The following is a 16,948-nucleotide window of genomic DNA, read 5'->3' as shown; positions in this document are numbered from 1 at the left end:
TGGCGCCGGGCTAAGGCGGTGCAGCAGCAGAGGGGCAGGTCGGTCTTGCATTTACAACGCTACGGGCATAGCGTTCGGGAGATTTCTTTTCCGTGCCCAGGAGCAACACCATGTACACCGGCATCGTCCAGGCCGTTCGCCCTCTGCTTGATGTGACCACATACCCGGGCCACAACCAGTTCACCATCGACCTCACACCGGAGCTGCTCGACGAGCTGAAGATCGGCGCCAGCGTCAGTGTCGAAGGCACCTGCCTGTCGGTCACCGAAATCGCCGGCACCCAAGTCAGGTTCGACGCCATGACCGCCACTCTCGAACGCACCAACCTACGCTTCTTCAAGGCGGGCCAGGGGGTCAACATTGAACGTTCGGCGAAAATGAACGCCGAAGTCGGTGGCCACCTGATGGCCGGCCATATCGCCACCACCGCCGAAATCGTCGAACTGTCGATCAAGGAAACCGGCGCCTTCATCAAGTTCCGCATGCCCCCGGAATGGGGCAAGTACGTGTTCCCACGCGGTTTCATCGGGGTCAATGGCTGCAGCCTGACCGTCGCCGATGTCGACGACAACGTCATCACCATCAACCTGATCCCGGAAACCCTGCGCCAGACCACTTTTGCCAGCTACAAGGCCGGCGATCAGCTCAATATCGAGGTCGATCACCAGACCATGGTGCTGGTTGATGTGGTAGAACGCACCATCAAAGGCACCCTGGCCCGCGAAAAACTGCTGCCCTGAGGCCTGCCCATGCTGCCTAACGCCCTCCCCGCGCGCACGGCCAGGCGGCTACGCCTGCAAGTGTTGCGTGGCCGTGTCGGCCTTGGCCTGGTTGCTGGTTTGTCGGTGCTGGCTGGCATGACCGATGCCATCGGCCTGCTGGCGCTGGGTGACTTCGTGTCGTTCATGAGTGGCAATACCACACGCCTGGCCGTGGCCATCAGTGAGGCAGACCTTGCCCTGGTGCTGCGCCTGAGTGGCGCGATACTGGGCTTCGTCGCTGGCAATGCGCTGGGCGTGCTGCTGGCCCGTGGCTTGCGCCGCCGGGCCTGGCCCGTGTTGCTGATGGTTGCGGTACTGCTGGCGTTCGCAGCGGCGTGGCCGGCGGCGGCCACCTTCCCGGCATTGTTGGCCGCCACACTGGCCATGGGCATGATCAATGCCGTGGTTGAACAGGTGAACGGCCTGCCCATCGGCCTGACTTACGTCACCGGCGCCCTGTCCCGCTTCGGCCGTGGCCTGGGGCGTTGGCTGATGGGCGAGCGGCGCAATGGCTGGCGGGTGCAGCTGGTGCCCTGGGCCGGCATGCTGCTGGGCGCCGCGTTGGGCGCCTGGCTGCAACAGCGCCTGGGCCTGCAGGCACTGGCTGGCAGCTGCGCGCTGGCCTGCGTGCTGGCCCTGGTGTCGCGGTTCATCCCACGCGGCTGGCAGCGTGGCTACATGCCGCGCTGATCAATCGATGCGCGGGTGCTGCTGTGCCAGCGTCTCGCGCTTGGCTTCCAGCTCGGCAATCTGCGCATCGATGTCCTCGATCTTCTGCTCGATGTTGTCGTGGTGCTCCTGCAACAGCTCACGCGCTTCTTCGATGTCCGACGCCGCCGGTGCCGCGCCGCGCAGCGGCTTGTTGGCGGTTTCCTTCATGGTCAGCCCGGTCAGCAGGCCAATAGCGGCGATCACCATCAGGTAGTAGGCCGGCATGTACAGGTCGCCCGTGCTCTCCACCAGCCAGGCAGCGAGGGTCGGGGTGAGCCCGGCGATCAGCACCGAAATGTTGAAAGCGGCTGCCAAGGCGCTGTAGCGGATGTGCGTAGGGAACATTGCCGGCAGCGTCGAGGCCATCACACCGATGAAGAAGTTCAGCAGCACGGCGATGATCAGGAGCCCGGCAAAAATCACCCCCAGCACGCCGCTGTTGATCAGCATGAACGCCGGAATGGCCAGGGCGAACAGGCCGACGCTGCCGACGATGATGAACGGCCGGCGGCCGAACTTGTCGCTGAGCAGGCCGATCACCGGCTGCACGAACAGCATGCCGACCATGATCGCAATGATGATCAGCACGCCATGGTCTTCGCTGTAATGCAGGTTGTGCGACAGGTAGCTGGGCATGTAGGTGAGCAGCATGTAGTAGGTGACGTTGGTGGCAATCACCACGCCGATGCAAGTCACCAGGCTGCGCCAGTGCTGTGTGGCCACTTCCTTGAACGACACCTTGGGCCCGGAGGCCAGGCCTTCGCGGTCGCCCTGCTCCAGCTTATCGACATGCTGCTGAAACGCGGGTGTTTCTTCCAGCGCATGGCGCAAGTAAAGGCCGATGATGCCCAACGGCAGGGCCAGGAAGAACGGCAGGCGCCAGCCCCATTCAAGGAACTTTTCTTCGCCCAGAATGGTGGAAATCAGCACCACCACGCCCGCGCCTAGCACAAAGCCGGCAATCGAGCCGAAGTCCAGCCAGCTACCGAGAAAACCGCGTTTTCGGTCGGGGGCGTATTCGGCCACGAAGATTGAGGCGCCGGTGTACTCGCCGCCCACCGAAAAGCCCTGGGCCATCTTGGCCAGCAACAACAGGATCGGTGCCCAGATGCCGATGCTGGCATAGGACGGAATCAGGCCGATGGCGAAGGTGCTGAGCGACATGATGACGATGGTCGCCGCGAGGATTTTCTGCCGCCCGAACTTGTCGCCCAAGGCGCCGAAGAACAGCCCGCCCAATGGCCGGATCAGGAACGGCACCGAGAAGGTGGCCAGCGCCGCAATCATCTGCACGCTGGGGTCGGCGTTGGGGAAAAACACCTTGCCCAGGGCATAAGCCACGAAACCGTAGACGCCAAAGTCGAACCACTCCATCGCATTGCCCAGTGCGGCAGCGGTAATCGCCTTCTTCATCTTGGCGTCGTCGACGATGGTGATGTCCTTCAGGCCGATTGGCTGGACTTTTTTCTTGCGAGGTTTCATACCCGTATCCCTGTCGATGAATGCTCTAAGGGATCAGATACAACGGGACACTAAATAATTCAGCGCTTAATGATTTTTTGTGTGTTTGCGCGGCATCACCGACAGCGCACAAAGAAAAGCCGCTGCAACTGCAGCGGCTTGTTTTACCGAAGGCCTGGCCTCAGATACCTTCGCGCGCCAGGTCCATGGCGAAGTAGGTCAGGATCAGGTCGGCACCGGCACGCTTGATCGCGCCGATGCTTTCACGCACCACCCGGCCTTCATCGATGGCGCCCGCAAGGCCGCCGAACTTGATCATCGCGTACTCGCCACTCACCTGGTACGCCGCCAACGGCAGGCGCGAGGCAGCGCGGATGTCGGCGATCACGTCAAGGTAGGCGCCCGCTGGCTTGACCATCAGCACATCCGCACCCTCCTGCTCGTCCAGCAGCGATTCGCGCACGGCTTCGCGGCGGTTCATCGGGTTCATCTGGTAGCTCTTGCGGTCGCCCTTCAGCGTGGTACCGCCGGCTTCACGGAACGGACCATACAGCGACGAGGCGAACTTGGTGGAGTAGGCCATGATCGCGGTGTCGTGGAAACCGGCACCATCCAGCGCGCTACGGATGGCCTGTACCTGGCCGTCCATTGCCGCCGACGGGGCGATGAAGTCGGCACCGGCAGCGGCGGCAATGACCGCCTGTCTGCCCAGGTTGGCCAGGGTGGCGTCGTTGTCCACGCCATGGTCATGCAGCACGCCGCAGTGGCCGTGGCTGGTGTATTCGCAGAAGCAGGTGTCGGACATCACCACCATTTCCGGCACGGTGTCCTTGCAGATGCGCGACATGCGCGCAACCAGGCCGTTTTCGTTCCAGGTGTCGCTGCCGGTGGCGTCCAGGTTGTGCGACACGCCAAAGGTCATCACCGACTTGATACCGGCACGGGCATAACGCTCGATTTCCTGGGCCAGCAGCTTCTCGGGGATGCGGTTGACCCCAGGCATGCTGGAGATCGGCACGAAGTCATCGATGCCCTCTTCGACGAAGATCGGCAGGATCAGGTCTTCCAGGCGGAATTCGGTTTCCTGGAAGATCGTGCGCAGGGACTCGTTCTGGCGCAGGCGGCGTGGACGAACGGACGGGAATTGGTTGGACATGACAGCTCCAGGGCATTTTGAACGGCGTATACCTTATGCCTGTCGCGCGCCAGTGAAAAGGCTAAATGACGAGATTGTGTCTTGCGTCAATGGTAACGGCCGGGTTTGCCTGTGCCGGCCCCTTCGCGGGTGAACCCGCTCACGCAGAGACAGCACAGCTTCGGGAAAGCCCCACAAAGATGTGAGGCGCCTGCAACACCTTATTGCAACCAGGGCGGCGTGGGCTCCTCTGCCTTGACCGCGCCATGCTCGGCCTCGTCACGCGCTGCACGGCGGCGTGCGTCATCCAGACGGGCGGCGTCGATCTCGCGCATCACCCCGGACACGTCAGCTTCATGTTCGTCATCTGCGAACACCCCAGTCAACGGGCTGTCGGGCAGCAAGTCACCGGCCTCGAACAGCGCCCACATCTCCTGCGCATACCGGGTGCTTTTCAGCTCCGGGGCAAAGCGCCCGAAATAATGGGCCATGTTGTCCACATCGCGCTGCAGCATGCTGAAGGCGTGGTTGTTGGCGGCTGCATCCACGGCCTGCGGCAAGTCGATGATCACAGGGCCGTCCGGGCCGAGCAGCACGTTGAACTCGGACAGGTCACCATGCACCAGCCCCGCACAAAGCATCAGGACGATCTGGCGAATGACAAAGGCATGGAACGTGCGGGCATCCTCGGCTTCCAGGTGCACGTCGTTCAGGCGTGGGGCAGCGTCGCCATCGGCATCGGTCACCAACTCCATCAACAGCACGCCGTCCTGGAAGTCGTAGGGCTTCGGTACCCTCACACCCGCACTGGCCAAGCGGAATAATGCCGCAACTTCGGCGTTCTGCCAGGCATCTTCGGCTTCTTTACGGCCGAACTTGCTGCCCTTGGCCATGGCCCGGGCCTGTCGGCTATTGCGCACCTTGCGGCCTTCCTGGTATTCGGCAGCCTGGCGGAAACTGCGCTTGTTGGCTTCTTTATAGACCTTGGCGCAGCGCACCTGGTTGCCGCAGCGCACCACGTACACGGCGGCCTCCTTGCCACTCATCAGCGGCCGCAGTACTTCGTCGACCAGGCCGTCTTCGATCAGGGGTTCGATTCTTTTGGGTGTCTTCATCAGGCTGTGTTCGGGGTCCTGGCTGTGATGGTCGACATCCTCTCACAGCCGGGGACGACTTGCTCGTCTGTCTTCAGCCAGGCTGATCAGGCGCCCTGCCCTAAGCTGTTGATCGGCACCCCACGCGCCCGCCGGCGCGTGACCAGCAAGCCGGAACACACCACCAACACAGCCAGCACCATGGTCGACACCACTTCCAGGCGATGGTCTGGACGCAGCAGCATCACGACCAGCACGCTGCAGATGAATACGATCACGCCCCAGGTGAGCCACGGGAACAGCCACATGCGGTAACCCAGGGTCTTGCCCTGTGCGGTCAGGCGCTGGCGCAGGCGCAGCTGGGAAATCGCGATAACCAGGTACACCAGCAAGGCAATGGCCCCCGAGCTGGCCATGAGGAAGCCGAACACCTTGGCCGGCACCAGGTAATTGGCGATCACGGCCAAAAATGCCGCGCCAGTGGATAGCAATACCGCTACCACAGGGGTGCCACTGCGGCTGGTCACCTGGGCGCAAGCCGGTGCATCACCGCGGCGGCTCAGCGAGTAGACCATGCGCGAAGCGGTATACAGCGACGAGTTCAGGCAGCTGGTCACCGAAGTCAACACCACAAAATCGATGATGGCTTTGGCATTCGCCACGCCCAGGGTATCCAGCACCGTGACATAGGAACCTTCGGTCGCCAGGCGCGGGTCAGTCCAGGGCACAAGCGCGATGACGATGAATATCGACAGGATGTAGAACAAGGTAATCCGCCAGATCACCGAATTGGTTGCCTTGGAAATATGCTTGCCCGCATCAGAGGATTCGGCTGCGGCAATGGTCACCACCTCGGCGCCGAGGAACGAGAACATGGTGATCAGCATGGCGCTCAGCACCGCACCGAAACCATTGGGCATGAAACCGCCGGTATCCCACAGGCGCGAAACACCACTGACACCGGAACCGGGCAGCAGGCCAAAAATGGCGCACACACCCAGTGCAATGAACGCGACAATCGCCACCACTTTTACCAGTGCCAGCCAGAATTCGAACTCACCGTAGTTCTTCACGCTGAACAGGTTGGTGGCGGTCAGCAACAAGGTAATCACCAACGACAGCACCCAGATCTCCATCTGTGGAACCCAGGAATTGATGATGGTGGCGGCAATATTGGCTTCGATGGGAATGATCAGTACCCAGAACCACCAGTACAGCCAACCGATGGTATAACCCGCCCACTTGCCGATGGCGAGGTCGGCATAGGTGGAAAACGAACCGGTATCCGGCGAAGCAACCGCCATTTCGGCCAGCATGCGCATCACCAGCACCACCAGGCCGCCGGCCAGGATGTAGGCCAGGATGGTGGCCGGCCCTGCTTCAGCAATGGCACGACCAGAGCCGACGAACAGGCCGGCGCCGATCACACCGGCAATGGACAGCATGGTGACATGCCGTGATTTCAATCCATGACTCAAATTGTTCTTGTGGGTTTGCATGGCACTACCTTGTTGTTTTTGTCATGCCCACGCTGGGGCCGCCGGCTGCACGGTCGCCGACGCAGGCGCGAAAAAGCCCGCCCTGCCCTGAATGGTTAGCAGGGCAGTTCGGGTTGAGTAAAAGGAAACCGCAGAACCTGTTACCGCGTTGTCAGCTGGCCGCCAGGTCCGCCTTGCGCACGCTGCCACCTGCAAGGGTGACCTGCTCACACACCTTGTCGACGATGTAGGCGCCGATCGGGATGGCCGAGGTGGCCGCCGGCGACGGTGCGTTGCACACGTTGACGCTGCGCGCGGTGTTGACGAACAGGAAGTCGTCGATCAGCTTGCCGTCGCGCGACACCGCCTGGGCGCGTACGCCAGCCGGGTAAGGCGTGAGGTCGGCCTTGGTGATGCTCGGGCAGTACTTCTGCACCTGCTTGAGATAGCCGCCCTTGAACAGTGAGTTTTTCATCTCGATCAGGCCCGGGCGGAAGTTCTTCGCCAGCACCTTGAGAATGCCGGGGGTGGTCAGGGTCTGGAACAGGTCGCCGGCGCTGACGTCGGTCTTGCGGTAGCCCTCGCGCTTCATCGCCAGTACGGCGTTGGGGCCAACCGTGACGGTGCCGTCGATCATGCGGGTCAGGTGCACGCCCAAAAACGGCATCGACGGGTCGGGGATCGGGTAGATCAGGTGGTTGACGATCTGGTTGTGCTGCTTGGGCAGCAAGTAGTACTCCCCCCGGAACGGGCAGATGACAAACTCGGTGCGCAGGCCCAGCATGCTGACCACGCGGTCGGCCATCAGGCCCGAACAGGTCACCAGGAAACGGCTACGGAACTCGTCGCGCTGTGTGCGCACGATCACTTCGCTGGCCTGCTCCTGCAGGCCGACCACCTCTGCCCCATAGCGGATTTCGCCGCCGGCACGCTGGAATTCAGCGCCCATTGCAGCAGTCACTTTGGCGTAGTTGACGATGCCGCTGGACGGCACGAAGATGCCACCCATCCCCACGATATTGGGCTCGCGCTCGCGCAGTTCGTCGGCCGACAGCCAGTGGCGCTCCAGGCCGTTGGCCGCGGTACGCTCCCACAGCGCCTTCATGCGTTGCATTTCCAGCTCGTTGGTGGCTACCAGCAGCTTGCCGCACTCATCGAAGGGGATGCCGTGCTGGGTGCAGAAGGCCTTTGTGGCCTTGTTGCCTTCCAGGCAGAAGCGCGCCTTGAGGCTGCCTGGGGTGTAGTACACGCCAGCGTGGATCACGCCGCTGTTGTGACCGGTCTGGTGGCGGGCCGGGCCGGACTCCTTCTCCAGCAGAAGAATCTTCGCGTCCGGGTAGACCTTGATCAGGTGCATGGCCGTGGACATGCCCACAATGCCACCGCCAATAATGATGAAATCGTACACAGCCTTACCTCACACGCAGGCATTGCCTGGCTCGCTCACCAAGGCCCGCTCGGGCCCTGGTGGCATCATGTTGTGCGACGACGCATGGGCGGGCGCCCGCCCTGCGCCCTGTCATTATTGCCCGCGCTGGTACAGCGGTTTGGGGAAGGCGACGTAACCACGCTGGCGCATCAGTTCACGGCGCAGGCCCTCGTGCGGGGTGAAGCGGTCGCGACCATGCAGCCAGAACAGGTTGTTGATCAGCAGGAAGCTGCCCACGCCCACCGGTACCGACACCTTCTTCCCGCTGCCTTCCAGCGAATCGGACAGGGCGTTCAGCCAGATGCCTTCCTCGTAGTTTTCCGGCTGCACGAACTGGTCAATGTAGCGCATGGTCGGGCGGCCTTCGCCATCGGTGTCGAAAACGGAGTGGAACACATCTTCGGCGACCTTCTTGCTCGGTGGTGCGGTCCAGCGCATTTCGCGGCGGGCCATCGGGTGGCGGAAGAACTCCTCGCACTGCTCCCAGTCATCCAGGTGCAGCAGCAGCGAGTTGCCGCCTTCCATGTTCTTTTCGTCGATCTTCAGCATCAGCACGTAATCGGTAATCTGGTTAACGAAAGTGCCGTCGTTGTGCAGTTCCATCACCCGATGCGGCTGGCGCAGGTAGCTGTCGGAGTTGTCGGAGTTGACCACCACGAAGCGCGCATAGAACTGCCCACTCATGGCGTCGTAGTTGGAACGGCCGATCAGGTGTGCGCAGGCGGTAGTGAACTTGACCATGTCTTCGGCCTGGCTCACGTCATCCAGGCCCAGCGGGGTAATCAGCATGCCGCCGGTGGCGCGATCAAGGATGGTGTTGAGCAGCACAGGGCGCAGGGTGCCTTGGCACAGCTGGTCAAGGATTTCACCCAGCCGGAAACGCAGGAACGATTTGTACTCCAACGCCTGCACCGGCCACTCGGCAACAGCCTGGACGAACGCTTCGACGGTTTCAGGGGCGAAGGTCAGTTCAAGCAGGCGCGGCGACTGTTTCGAAGGGGCAATGGTGTAACCACGCGGCTCGAGCGGCAGTGGCATCACAAGTTCTTCGATCTGCGTAAAAGCGTTCATGGCAGTGTCCTGGCAGAAAAAGTGGAGAGCGCCGTCCGGTCATGACCTGGATCAGTGCGGGCGAGGTAAAAATATCGCCACTAACTGGAAATGTCTACATTTTTGTATTTGGGCGACAATTTAGTTTTTTATCCATTGTTTTTCGTCAGCAGGCGGTTTCGGTATGATCGGCAAAACGTATTGAGGAACAGGATCTTGGAAGCGCTCGCCCCCCGACAAAACTCAGCTTTCAGCGGGTATGAGAGGCTCAAGAAGGACATCATCCGGGGCGTGTTCAAGCCCGGTGAAAAACTGTTGATGAGCGCCCTGAAGGAACGCTACGACCTGGGCGTGGGCCCGCTGCGCGAAGCACTGTCGCAACTGGTGGCCGAGCACCTGGTCAACGCGATCAGCCAGAAAGGCTACCGCGTGGCGCCCATGTCACTGGACGAGATGAACGACATCTACGATGCCCGCGCCAACGTGGAAGCGATGATCATCGCCTTGGCCATCGAGCGCGGCGACGACGCCTGGGAGGCGTCAGTGCTGGCCCACTCGCATACCCTGGCCAAGGTGGTGGAAGTGAAAACCCGCGAGCAGCGCCTGGATGTGTGGGACGAGCGGCACAAGGCGTTTCATACCGCCATTGCCTCCGGCTGTGGCTCCAAGCACCTGCTTCAGGCGCGCACTTACCTGTTCGACCAGGCCGAGCGCTACCGCCACCTGTGGCTGACGCAGACGGTGTTCTCCGAACAGGCCCTTGAGCTCAAGCGCCAGGAGCATGCGGCGCTGGTCGAGGTGATCCTCGCCCGTGACGCCAAACGCGCCAGCGCCATGATGCGCTCGCACCTGATGACCCCGGTGCCGATCATTGCGCAGATCATGCATGCCGAAGGTATCGGAGCCCGCTGAAACACCGCGCCGCTTGCTTCGCGGGTGAACCGGCCAGTGCAGGTAAAAGACGCTAGATGAATTTTTCTTAAATCGCCGGTTGTCTATTCTTTGGCACAATCAAATCTCTATTAGATGCCCAGGAACCAGCATGCCTCGCGTACTGACCATCGAAGACGACGCCGTCACCGGCCAGGAAATCGTCGCCGAACTTACCAGCCACGGCCTGGAGGTCGAGTGGGCCGACAACGGCCGTGAAGGCCTGGCCAAGGCCATTGCCGGTGGCTACGACCTGATCACCCTGGACCGCATGCTGCCCGAGGTCGATGGCCTGACCATCGTCACCACCCTGCGCAGCCTCAAGATCGCCACGCCGATCCTGATGATCAGCGCCCTCTCCGACGTCGACGAACGGGTACGCGGCCTGCGGGCCGGCGGTGACGACTACCTGACCAAGCCGTTTGCCTCCGACGAAATGGCCGCACGGGTCGAGGTATTGCTGCGCCGCAACAGTGTGCCCATGACCCAGACACGCCTCCAGGTCGCCGACCTGCAACTGGACCTGATCAGCCACGAGGCGCGCCGCGGTGACAATACGCTCAACCTGCTGCCCACCGAATACAAACTGCTGGAGTACCTGATGCGCCACAGCGGCCAGGTGATCACACGGATGATGATTTTCGAAGAAGTCTGGGGCTACCATTTCGACCCTGGCACAAACCTGATCGACGTGCACATCGGCCGCCTGCGCAAGAAAATCGACTCCCCCGGCCAGTCGCCGCTGATCCGTACGGTACGGGGCTCCGGCTATGCCATTGCTGAACCCGTCTAAAGGCTGGAGCTCCTCGACAAGCCGCCTGCTGGCGCTGTACAGCTTTCTGTTCGTGGCCTGGAGCAGCATCCTCATGGGGGTGCTGTACTTCGAGGTGTCCAGCTACCTGAACAAGCTCACCCGCCATTCCATGTTGCAGCGCCAACACCTGTTCGCGCACATGAGCGGCAAGCAGCTGGACGACGCCCTGATCGCCAGCCAGGCCTTCGAGGAGCGCAGCTTTGACGCCTATGGCCTGTTCGACACCCACCTCAACCCGATTGGCGGCAGTGTGCGCGCCCTGCCCCCGGAGCTCAGGCTGGACGGCAAGATCCATGAGTTGAAACGCTGCCTGGATGCCGACGACCCACACCTGCCCCGCGACAGCTGCGATGCGGTGGCGATCAAAGTGCAAGATGGCCGCTGGCTGGTACTGTTCCGCGATAACGGCTCACTGTTCGTGGTTACCCGGATCATCCTCGATGCCCTGCTCTGGGGTATCTCCTTGACGCTGATCCCAGGCTTTGCCGGCTGGTACCTGCTACGGCGCAGGCCGCTCAAGCGTATCCGCGCAATCCAGGCCCAGGCCGAGCTGATCGTTGCCGGCGACCTGACCCACCGCCTCCCGTTGTCGGCCCGGCGCGATGAGCTGGACATGCTGGCAGCCATCGTCAACGCCATGCTGGACCGCATCGAGCGGCTGATGCATGAGGTCAAGGGGGTGTGCGACAACATTGCCCATGACCTGCGTACCCCGCTCACCCGCTTGCGCGCCCAGCTGTACCGGATTCGCCAGCAGAGCGACGTCGACTCCGCGCAAGCCGAGGCGCTGGACCAGGCCATCGGCGAAACCGACACCCTGATGGCGCGTTTTCGCGGGTTGCTACGCATCAGCGAACTGGAAGATCGCCAGCGCCGGGCCGGCTTCGTCCAGCTTGACCCGCATGAACTGCTGGTCGAACTGCACGACTTCTATTTGCCTTTGGCCGAGGATGGCGGCATCCACCTGGAATTGCACCAGCCCGCGCAGCTGCCGGCACTGCACGGTGACCGCGAACTGCTGTTCGAGGCACTGGCCAACCTGGTGGGCAACGGTATCAAGTTCACGCCCGAGGGTGGGCAAGTGCGAATTAGCGCGACACACGACGACACCGGCGTGCGCCTGGCTATCGAGGACAGCGGGCCGGGCATTCCCGAAGAAGAGCGTACTGCGGTGCTGAAGCGCTTCTATCGCAGCGATGAAGGCCATCGCCATGCCGGGTTTGGGCTGGGATTGTCGATCGTTGCGGCGATCGTGGACCTGCATGGGTTCAGGCTGGAAATTGGGGAGAGCGAGTTGGGTGGGGCGAAGTTGGTATTGCACTGCCCGCTTGCCGGGCTTGGCAAGTAAAAGCCGGGGCCGCTTTGCGGCCCTTTCGCGGCACAAGGCCGCTCCTACAGGGGTAGCGCAGCATTAAAGGCTTGCGCGACCTTTGTAGGAGCGGCCTTGTGCCGCGAAAGGGCTGCAAAGCAGCCCCAGTACGCCGATCAGTCAGCCAAACGCCAGGTAGTCGTGCCCTTGCTGTCTTCCAGCACCACACCCATCGCGGTGAGCTGGTCGCGGATACGGTCCGACTCGGCCCAGTTCTTGTCCGCACGCGCCTGCAGACGCGCCTGAATCAGGCCTTCCACCTCGGCAGCATCGACCTTGCCTTCGGCACCTGCACGCAGGAAGTCATCGGCCTCCAGCTGCAGCACACCCAGCACTTCACCCAGCTCGCGCAGGCGGCCAGCCAGGCCGGCAGCAGCCTCCGGGTCGCTGTCGCGCAGGCGGTTGATCTCGCGCACCAGGTCGAACAGCACGGCGCAGGCTTCGGGGGTGCCGAAGTCGTCGTTCATCGCCACGCTAAAACGCTCGACAAACGCTTCGCCGCCTTTGGCCGCTACCCGTGGCAAGCCGCGCAGGGCGTGGTAGAAGCGCTCAAGCGCGCCCTTGGCGTCGCGCAGGCTGTCTTCGGAGTAGTTGATCGCGCTGCGATAGTGGCTGGCCACCAGCAGGTAACGCACCACTTCCGGGTGGTACTTCTCGAGCACATCGCGGATGGTGAAGAAGTTGTTCAACGACTTCGACATCTTCTCGCCGTTGATCCGGATCATGCCGCAGTGCATCCAGGCGTTGGCGTACTGCTTGCCTGTGGCCGCCTCGCTCTGGGCAATCTCGTTCTCGTGGTGCGGGAACTCCAGGTCGCTGCCACCGCCGTGAATGTCGAAGCTCTCACCCAGGCAGCAGGTGGACATCACCGAGCACTCGATGTGCCAGCCCGGGCGGCCCGGGCCCCATGGCGATTCCCAGCTCGGCTCACCGGGCTTGACGCCCTTCCACAGCACGAAGTCCAGCGGGTCCTGCTTGGCTTCGTCGACCTCGATGCGTGCGCCGATGCGCAGGTCTTCGATCTTCTTGCGCGACAGCTTGCCGTAGCCGACGAACTTGCCGACGCGGTAGTACACGTCGCCATTGCCTGGGGCATAGGCATAACCCTTGTCGATCAGGGTCTGGATCATCGCGTGCATGCCGGCGATATGGTCAGTGGCACGCGGCTCCTGGTCTGGCGGCAGGATGTTCAGGCGGCGCTCGTCTTCGTGCATCGCGTCAATCATGCGGGCGGTCAACGCGTCGAAGCTCTCGCCGTTCTCGTTGGCCCGGTTGATGATCTTGTCATCGATGTCGGTGATGTTGCGCACATACGTCAGCTCGTAGCCGCTCTTGCGCAGCCAGCGGGTGACCAGGTCGAAGGCCACCATGCTGCGGCCATGGCCCAGGTGGCAGTAGTCGTACACGGTCATGCCGCACACGTACATGCGCACCTTGTTGCCATCCAGCGGCTTGAAGGTTTCCTTCGCTTTGCTCAGGGTGTTGTAAATGGTAAGCACGGCGTTTCCTCAGCTGCCCCAGGAGTCACGCAGGGTGACAGTGCGGTTGAACACCGGGCGGCCCGGCTGGCTGTCTTTCAGGTCGGCGCAGAAGTAGCCTTCGCGCTCGAACTGGAAGCGGTCCTCGGGTCGCGCCTGGGCCAGAGACGGCTCGGCACGGCAACCGCTGAGCACTTGCAGCGAGTCCGGGTTGATGTTGTCCAGGAAGCTGCCGCCGTCCTCGGTCTTTTCCGGGTTCGGCGAGCGGAACAGGCGGTCGTACAGGCGCACTTCGCACTCGACGCTGCCCTCGGCCGGCACCCAGTGGATCACGCCCTTGACCTTACGGCCTTCAGGGTTCTTGCCCAAGGTGTCCGGGTCGTACGAGCAACGCAGCTCGACGATATTGCCATCGGCGTCCTTGATGGCCTCGTCGGCGCGAATCACGTAGCTGCCACGCAGGCGCACTTCACCGGCCGGTTCCAGGCGCTTGTAGCCCTTGGGCGGCTCTTCCATGAAGTCATCGCGGTCGATGTACAGCTCGCGCGCGAACGGCAGCACACGCACGCCCATGTCTTCTTTCGGGTGGCGTGGCAGCTCAAGCTGCTCCACCTGGCCTTCCGGGTAGTTGGTGATGACCACTTTCAGTGGGCGTAGCACGCACATGGCGCGCGGTGCGGTGCGGTCCAGGTCGTCACGGATGCTGAACTCGAGCATCGACATGTCGACCACGCCGTCGGAGCGGTTGGTGCCGATCATTTCGCAGAAGTTGCGGATCGAAGCCGGGGTGTAGCCGCGGCGACGGAAGCCGGACAGGGTCGACATGCGTGGGTCGTCCCAGGCGTCGACGTGCTTTTCGTCAACCAGCTGCTTGAGCTTGCGCTTGGACGTGATGGTGTAGTTCAGGTTCAGCCGGCTGAACTCGTACTGGCGCGGGTGCGCCGGCACCGGCAGGTTGTCGAGGAACCATTCGTACAACGGGCGATGCCCTTCGAACTCCAGGGTGCAGATCGAGTGGGTGATGCCCTCGATAGCGTCCGACTGGCCGTGGGTAAAGTCGTAGTTGGGGTAGATGCACCATTTGTCACCGGTCTGGTGATGGTGGGCATGGCGGATGCGGTACAGGATCGGATCGCGCAGGTTCATGTTCGGCGAAGCCATGTCGATCTTGGCCCGCAGCACGCACTCGCCGTCCTTGAACTCGCCGGCCTTCATGCGGGCGAACAGCTCGAGGTTTTCTTCCACGCTACGTTCGCGGAACGGGCTGTTCTTGCCCGGCTCCTTGAGGTTGCCGCGGTATTCTTTCGCTTGATCAGGGGTCAGGTCGCAGACATAGGCCTTGCCACGCTTGATCAGCTCGACCGCCCAGTCGTGCAACTGGTCGAAGTAGCTGGACGCATAACGCACGTCGCCGGCCCAGTCGAAGCCCAGCCATTTGACGTCGCTTTGAATGGCGTCGATGTATTCCTGGTCTTCCTTGGCCGGGTTGGTGTCATCGAAACGCAGGTGGCAGACGCCCCCGAATTCCTTGGCCAGGCCGAAGTTGACGCAGATCGACTTGGCGTGGCCGATGTGCAGGTAGCCGTTAGGCTCCGGCGGGAAGCGAGTGACGATGCTGCTGTGCTTGCCCGAGTCCAGGTCGGCCTGGATGATCGGCCGCAGGAAGTTCGCAGGGACAGCGGGGGCGCCTTTGGCAGCGGCGTTGGGCGCGTTGTCGGCAGTGGGCTTGCTCATAGGATCCTTGAATGCACGTGTCCGGCCTGGGTAGGCCGATTGAATCAAAGGGCCTATCATAGCCGAAGCAGTCAAGCTGCTGACAGTCGGGCCCGGACAAACTGGCGTGATTTATCACGGCTTTTTGCCCAAGCCTGGCAAAATGGCCAGTGCGCGCCATGTGTCGTGATCGCCTGAATATGCGTCAGGTGATAACCGGCGCCCTGCGCACCCTAATTCCCGATTGCCTTGAAAAAGCGAGTTTCAGCATGTCCAAAGTCAAACTGACCACCAACCACGGCGACATCGTCATTGAACTGAACGCTGAAAAAGCCCCGATTACCGTGGCCAACTTCATCGAATACGTCAACGCAGGCCACTACACCAACACCGTGTTCCACCGTGTGATCAAAGGCTTCATGATTCAGGGCGGCGGTTTCGAGCCAGGCATGAACGAAAAGCGTGACAAGCGTGCCAGCATCCAGAACGAAGCGGACAACGGCCTGAAAAACGCCAAGTACACCATCGCCATGGCCCGCACCATGGAGCCGCACTCTGCTTCGGCGCAGTTCTTCATCAACGCCTCCGACAACGACTTCCTCAACCACAGCGGCAAGAACGTACAGGGCTGGGGCTACGCGGTGTTCGGCGAAGTGATCGAAGGCCGTGAAGTGGTTGATGCCATCGAGAAGGTCGCCACCGGTTCCAAGGCTGGCCACCAGGACGTACCAAAAGAAGACGTGATCATCGAGAAAGCCGAGATCATTGGGTGATACTGCTGATCTCCGATCTGCATTTGCAAGAAGAGCGCCCGGACATTTCCCGGGCGTTTCTTGATCTGCTCGACGGCCGTGCCCGCCACGCCAAGGCGTTGTACATCCTCGGCGACTTCTTTGAAGCCTGGATCGGCGACGATGCCATGACGCCGTTCCAGCAGTCGATCTGCCAGGCCATGCGCCGGCTGAGCGACTGCGGTACGGCCATCTTCCTGATGCATGGCAACCGTGACTTCCTGATTGGCCAGGCTTTCTGCGACGCTGCGGGCTGCACGTTGTTGAGCGACCCCAGTGTGATCGAGCTGGGCGGTGAACAGGTACTGCTGATGCATGGCGACACCTTGTGCACCCGCGACCTGGGTTACATGAAGATGCGCCGCTTGCTGCGCAACCCGCTGAGCTTGTGGATCTTGCGCCACCTGCCGCTGTCAGCCCGCTACAAGCTGGCGCGCAAACTGCGCAGCGAAAGCAGCACGCAAGTGCGGATGAAGGCCACCGAAATTGTCGACGTCACACCGGAGGAAGTGCCCAAGGTGATGGCGGCGCATGGCGTGCGTACGCTGGTGCATGGCCATACCCACCGGCCGGCGATACACAAGCTGGTGGTTGATGGGGAACCGGCACGGCGCATCGTGCTGGGGGACTGGGACCGCCGGGGCTGGGCCTTGCAGGTAGATGAGCAAGGGTTTCAGCTGGCGCCGTTCGAGTTTTCCTGACGGGCACTGCGTGCCCCATGCAGGAGCGGCCTT

The 16,948-nt window shown here is 62.1% G+C and carries 15 protein-coding genes; 7 read left to right on the top strand and 8 right to left on the bottom strand.

The window, feature by feature from the left end:
- The first annotated feature begins 110 nt into the window (after window positions 1-110).
- The gene (locus SB756_RS08300) at window positions 111-740 is read left to right on the top strand and encodes a riboflavin synthase subunit alpha (protein WP_095115087.1); all 630 of its coding nucleotides are present in this window, start codon (window positions 111-113) and stop codon (window positions 738-740) included.
- A 9-nt stretch (window positions 741-749) separates the two neighbouring features.
- The gene (locus tag SB756_RS08295) at window positions 750-1,451 is read left to right on the top strand and encodes a YoaK family protein (RefSeq protein WP_410910633.1); all 702 of its coding nucleotides are present in this window, start codon (window positions 750-752) and stop codon (window positions 1,449-1,451) included.
- Here the strand turns inward: SB756_RS08295 and proP are convergent, their stop codons facing one another.
- The 6 genes from proP to glaH all read right to left on the bottom strand — a co-directional run bounded on the left by proP (window position 1,452) and on the right by glaH (window position 9,140).
- Complete coding sequence (gene proP, locus SB756_RS08290) at window positions 1,452-2,954, bottom strand: glycine betaine/L-proline transporter ProP (RefSeq protein ID WP_341795745.1); 1,503 nt, start codon at window positions 2,952-2,954, stop codon at window positions 1,452-1,454. It lies immediately after the preceding gene.
- Window positions 2,955-3,114: 160 nt separating this feature from the next.
- A complete protein-coding gene (hemB, locus tag SB756_RS08285; RefSeq protein ID WP_016499972.1) occupies window positions 3,115-4,089 on the bottom strand; it encodes a porphobilinogen synthase in 975 nt (324 codons plus the stop codon).
- A 200-nt stretch (window positions 4,090-4,289) separates the two neighbouring features.
- Window positions 4,290-5,183 (bottom strand): PA4780 family RIO1-like protein kinase, encoded by an 894-nt coding sequence (locus SB756_RS08280; RefSeq protein WP_049272934.1) that lies wholly within the window; start codon window positions 5,181-5,183, stop codon window positions 4,290-4,292.
- A gap of 86 nt (window positions 5,184-5,269) precedes the next feature.
- Window positions 5,270-6,661 (bottom strand): GABA permease, encoded by a 1,392-nt coding sequence (gabP, locus tag SB756_RS08275; protein WP_028613034.1) that lies wholly within the window; start codon window positions 6,659-6,661, stop codon window positions 5,270-5,272.
- A 151-nt stretch (window positions 6,662-6,812) separates the two neighbouring features.
- Complete coding sequence (lhgO, locus tag SB756_RS08270) at window positions 6,813-8,048, bottom strand: L-2-hydroxyglutarate oxidase (RefSeq protein ID WP_410910632.1); 1,236 nt, start codon at window positions 8,046-8,048, stop codon at window positions 6,813-6,815.
- Between the two features lie 114 nt (window positions 8,049-8,162).
- Entirely contained in the window at window positions 8,163-9,140 is a 978-nt protein-coding gene (gene glaH / locus SB756_RS08265; RefSeq protein ID WP_016499976.1) for a glutarate dioxygenase GlaH, read from the bottom strand.
- 195 nt (window positions 9,141-9,335) lie between these two features.
- Between glaH and csiR the strand changes: the two genes are divergently transcribed.
- The 3 genes from csiR to SB756_RS08250 all read left to right on the top strand — a co-directional run bounded on the left by csiR (window position 9,336) and on the right by SB756_RS08250 (window position 12,211).
- Window positions 9,336-10,031: a DNA-binding transcriptional regulator CsiR gene (gene csiR / locus SB756_RS08260; RefSeq protein ID WP_341795748.1), complete on the top strand. Its 696-nt coding sequence runs from the start codon at window positions 9,336-9,338 to the stop codon at window positions 10,029-10,031.
- A gap of 130 nt (window positions 10,032-10,161) precedes the next feature.
- A complete protein-coding gene (locus SB756_RS08255; RefSeq protein WP_016499978.1) occupies window positions 10,162-10,842 on the top strand; it encodes a response regulator transcription factor in 681 nt (226 codons plus the stop codon).
- Window positions 10,820-12,211: a sensor histidine kinase gene (locus tag SB756_RS08250; RefSeq protein WP_410910631.1), complete on the top strand. Its 1,392-nt coding sequence runs from the start codon at window positions 10,820-10,822 to the stop codon at window positions 12,209-12,211. The genes SB756_RS08255 and SB756_RS08250 overlap by 23 nt, the downstream gene beginning before the upstream one ends.
- A 137-nt stretch (window positions 12,212-12,348) precedes the next feature.
- Here SB756_RS08250 and cysS read toward each other — a convergent pair whose 3' ends face one another.
- Entirely contained in the window at window positions 12,349-13,731 is a 1,383-nt protein-coding gene (gene cysS / locus SB756_RS08245) for a cysteine--tRNA ligase (protein ID WP_016499980.1), read from the bottom strand.
- A gap of 9 nt (window positions 13,732-13,740) precedes the next feature.
- Complete coding sequence (locus SB756_RS08240) at window positions 13,741-15,444, bottom strand: glutamine--tRNA ligase/YqeY domain fusion protein (protein ID WP_410910630.1); 1,704 nt, start codon at window positions 15,442-15,444, stop codon at window positions 13,741-13,743.
- A gap of 248 nt (window positions 15,445-15,692) precedes the next feature.
- Between SB756_RS08240 and SB756_RS08235 the strand changes: the two genes are divergently transcribed.
- Window positions 15,693-16,196 (top strand): peptidylprolyl isomerase, encoded by a 504-nt coding sequence (locus SB756_RS08235; RefSeq protein WP_031311992.1) that lies wholly within the window; start codon window positions 15,693-15,695, stop codon window positions 16,194-16,196.
- Window positions 16,193-16,915 carry a UDP-2,3-diacylglucosamine diphosphatase gene (locus SB756_RS08230; RefSeq protein WP_341795750.1) on the top strand — a complete coding sequence of 241 codons (723 nt, stop codon included), beginning with the start codon at window positions 16,193-16,195 and terminating at the stop codon, window positions 16,913-16,915. Before SB756_RS08235 ends, SB756_RS08230 begins: the two co-directional genes overlap by 4 nt.
- Window positions 16,916-16,948 lie beyond the last annotated feature (33 nt).

This window comes from Pseudomonas sp. SIMBA_068, assembly GCF_046534705.1.
Lineage (GTDB): Bacteria > Pseudomonadota > Gammaproteobacteria > Pseudomonadales > Pseudomonadaceae > Aquipseudomonas > Aquipseudomonas putida.
The sequence above is the reverse complement of the archived record's forward strand: the minus strand, read 5'-3'. Positions and strand labels throughout refer to the sequence as shown.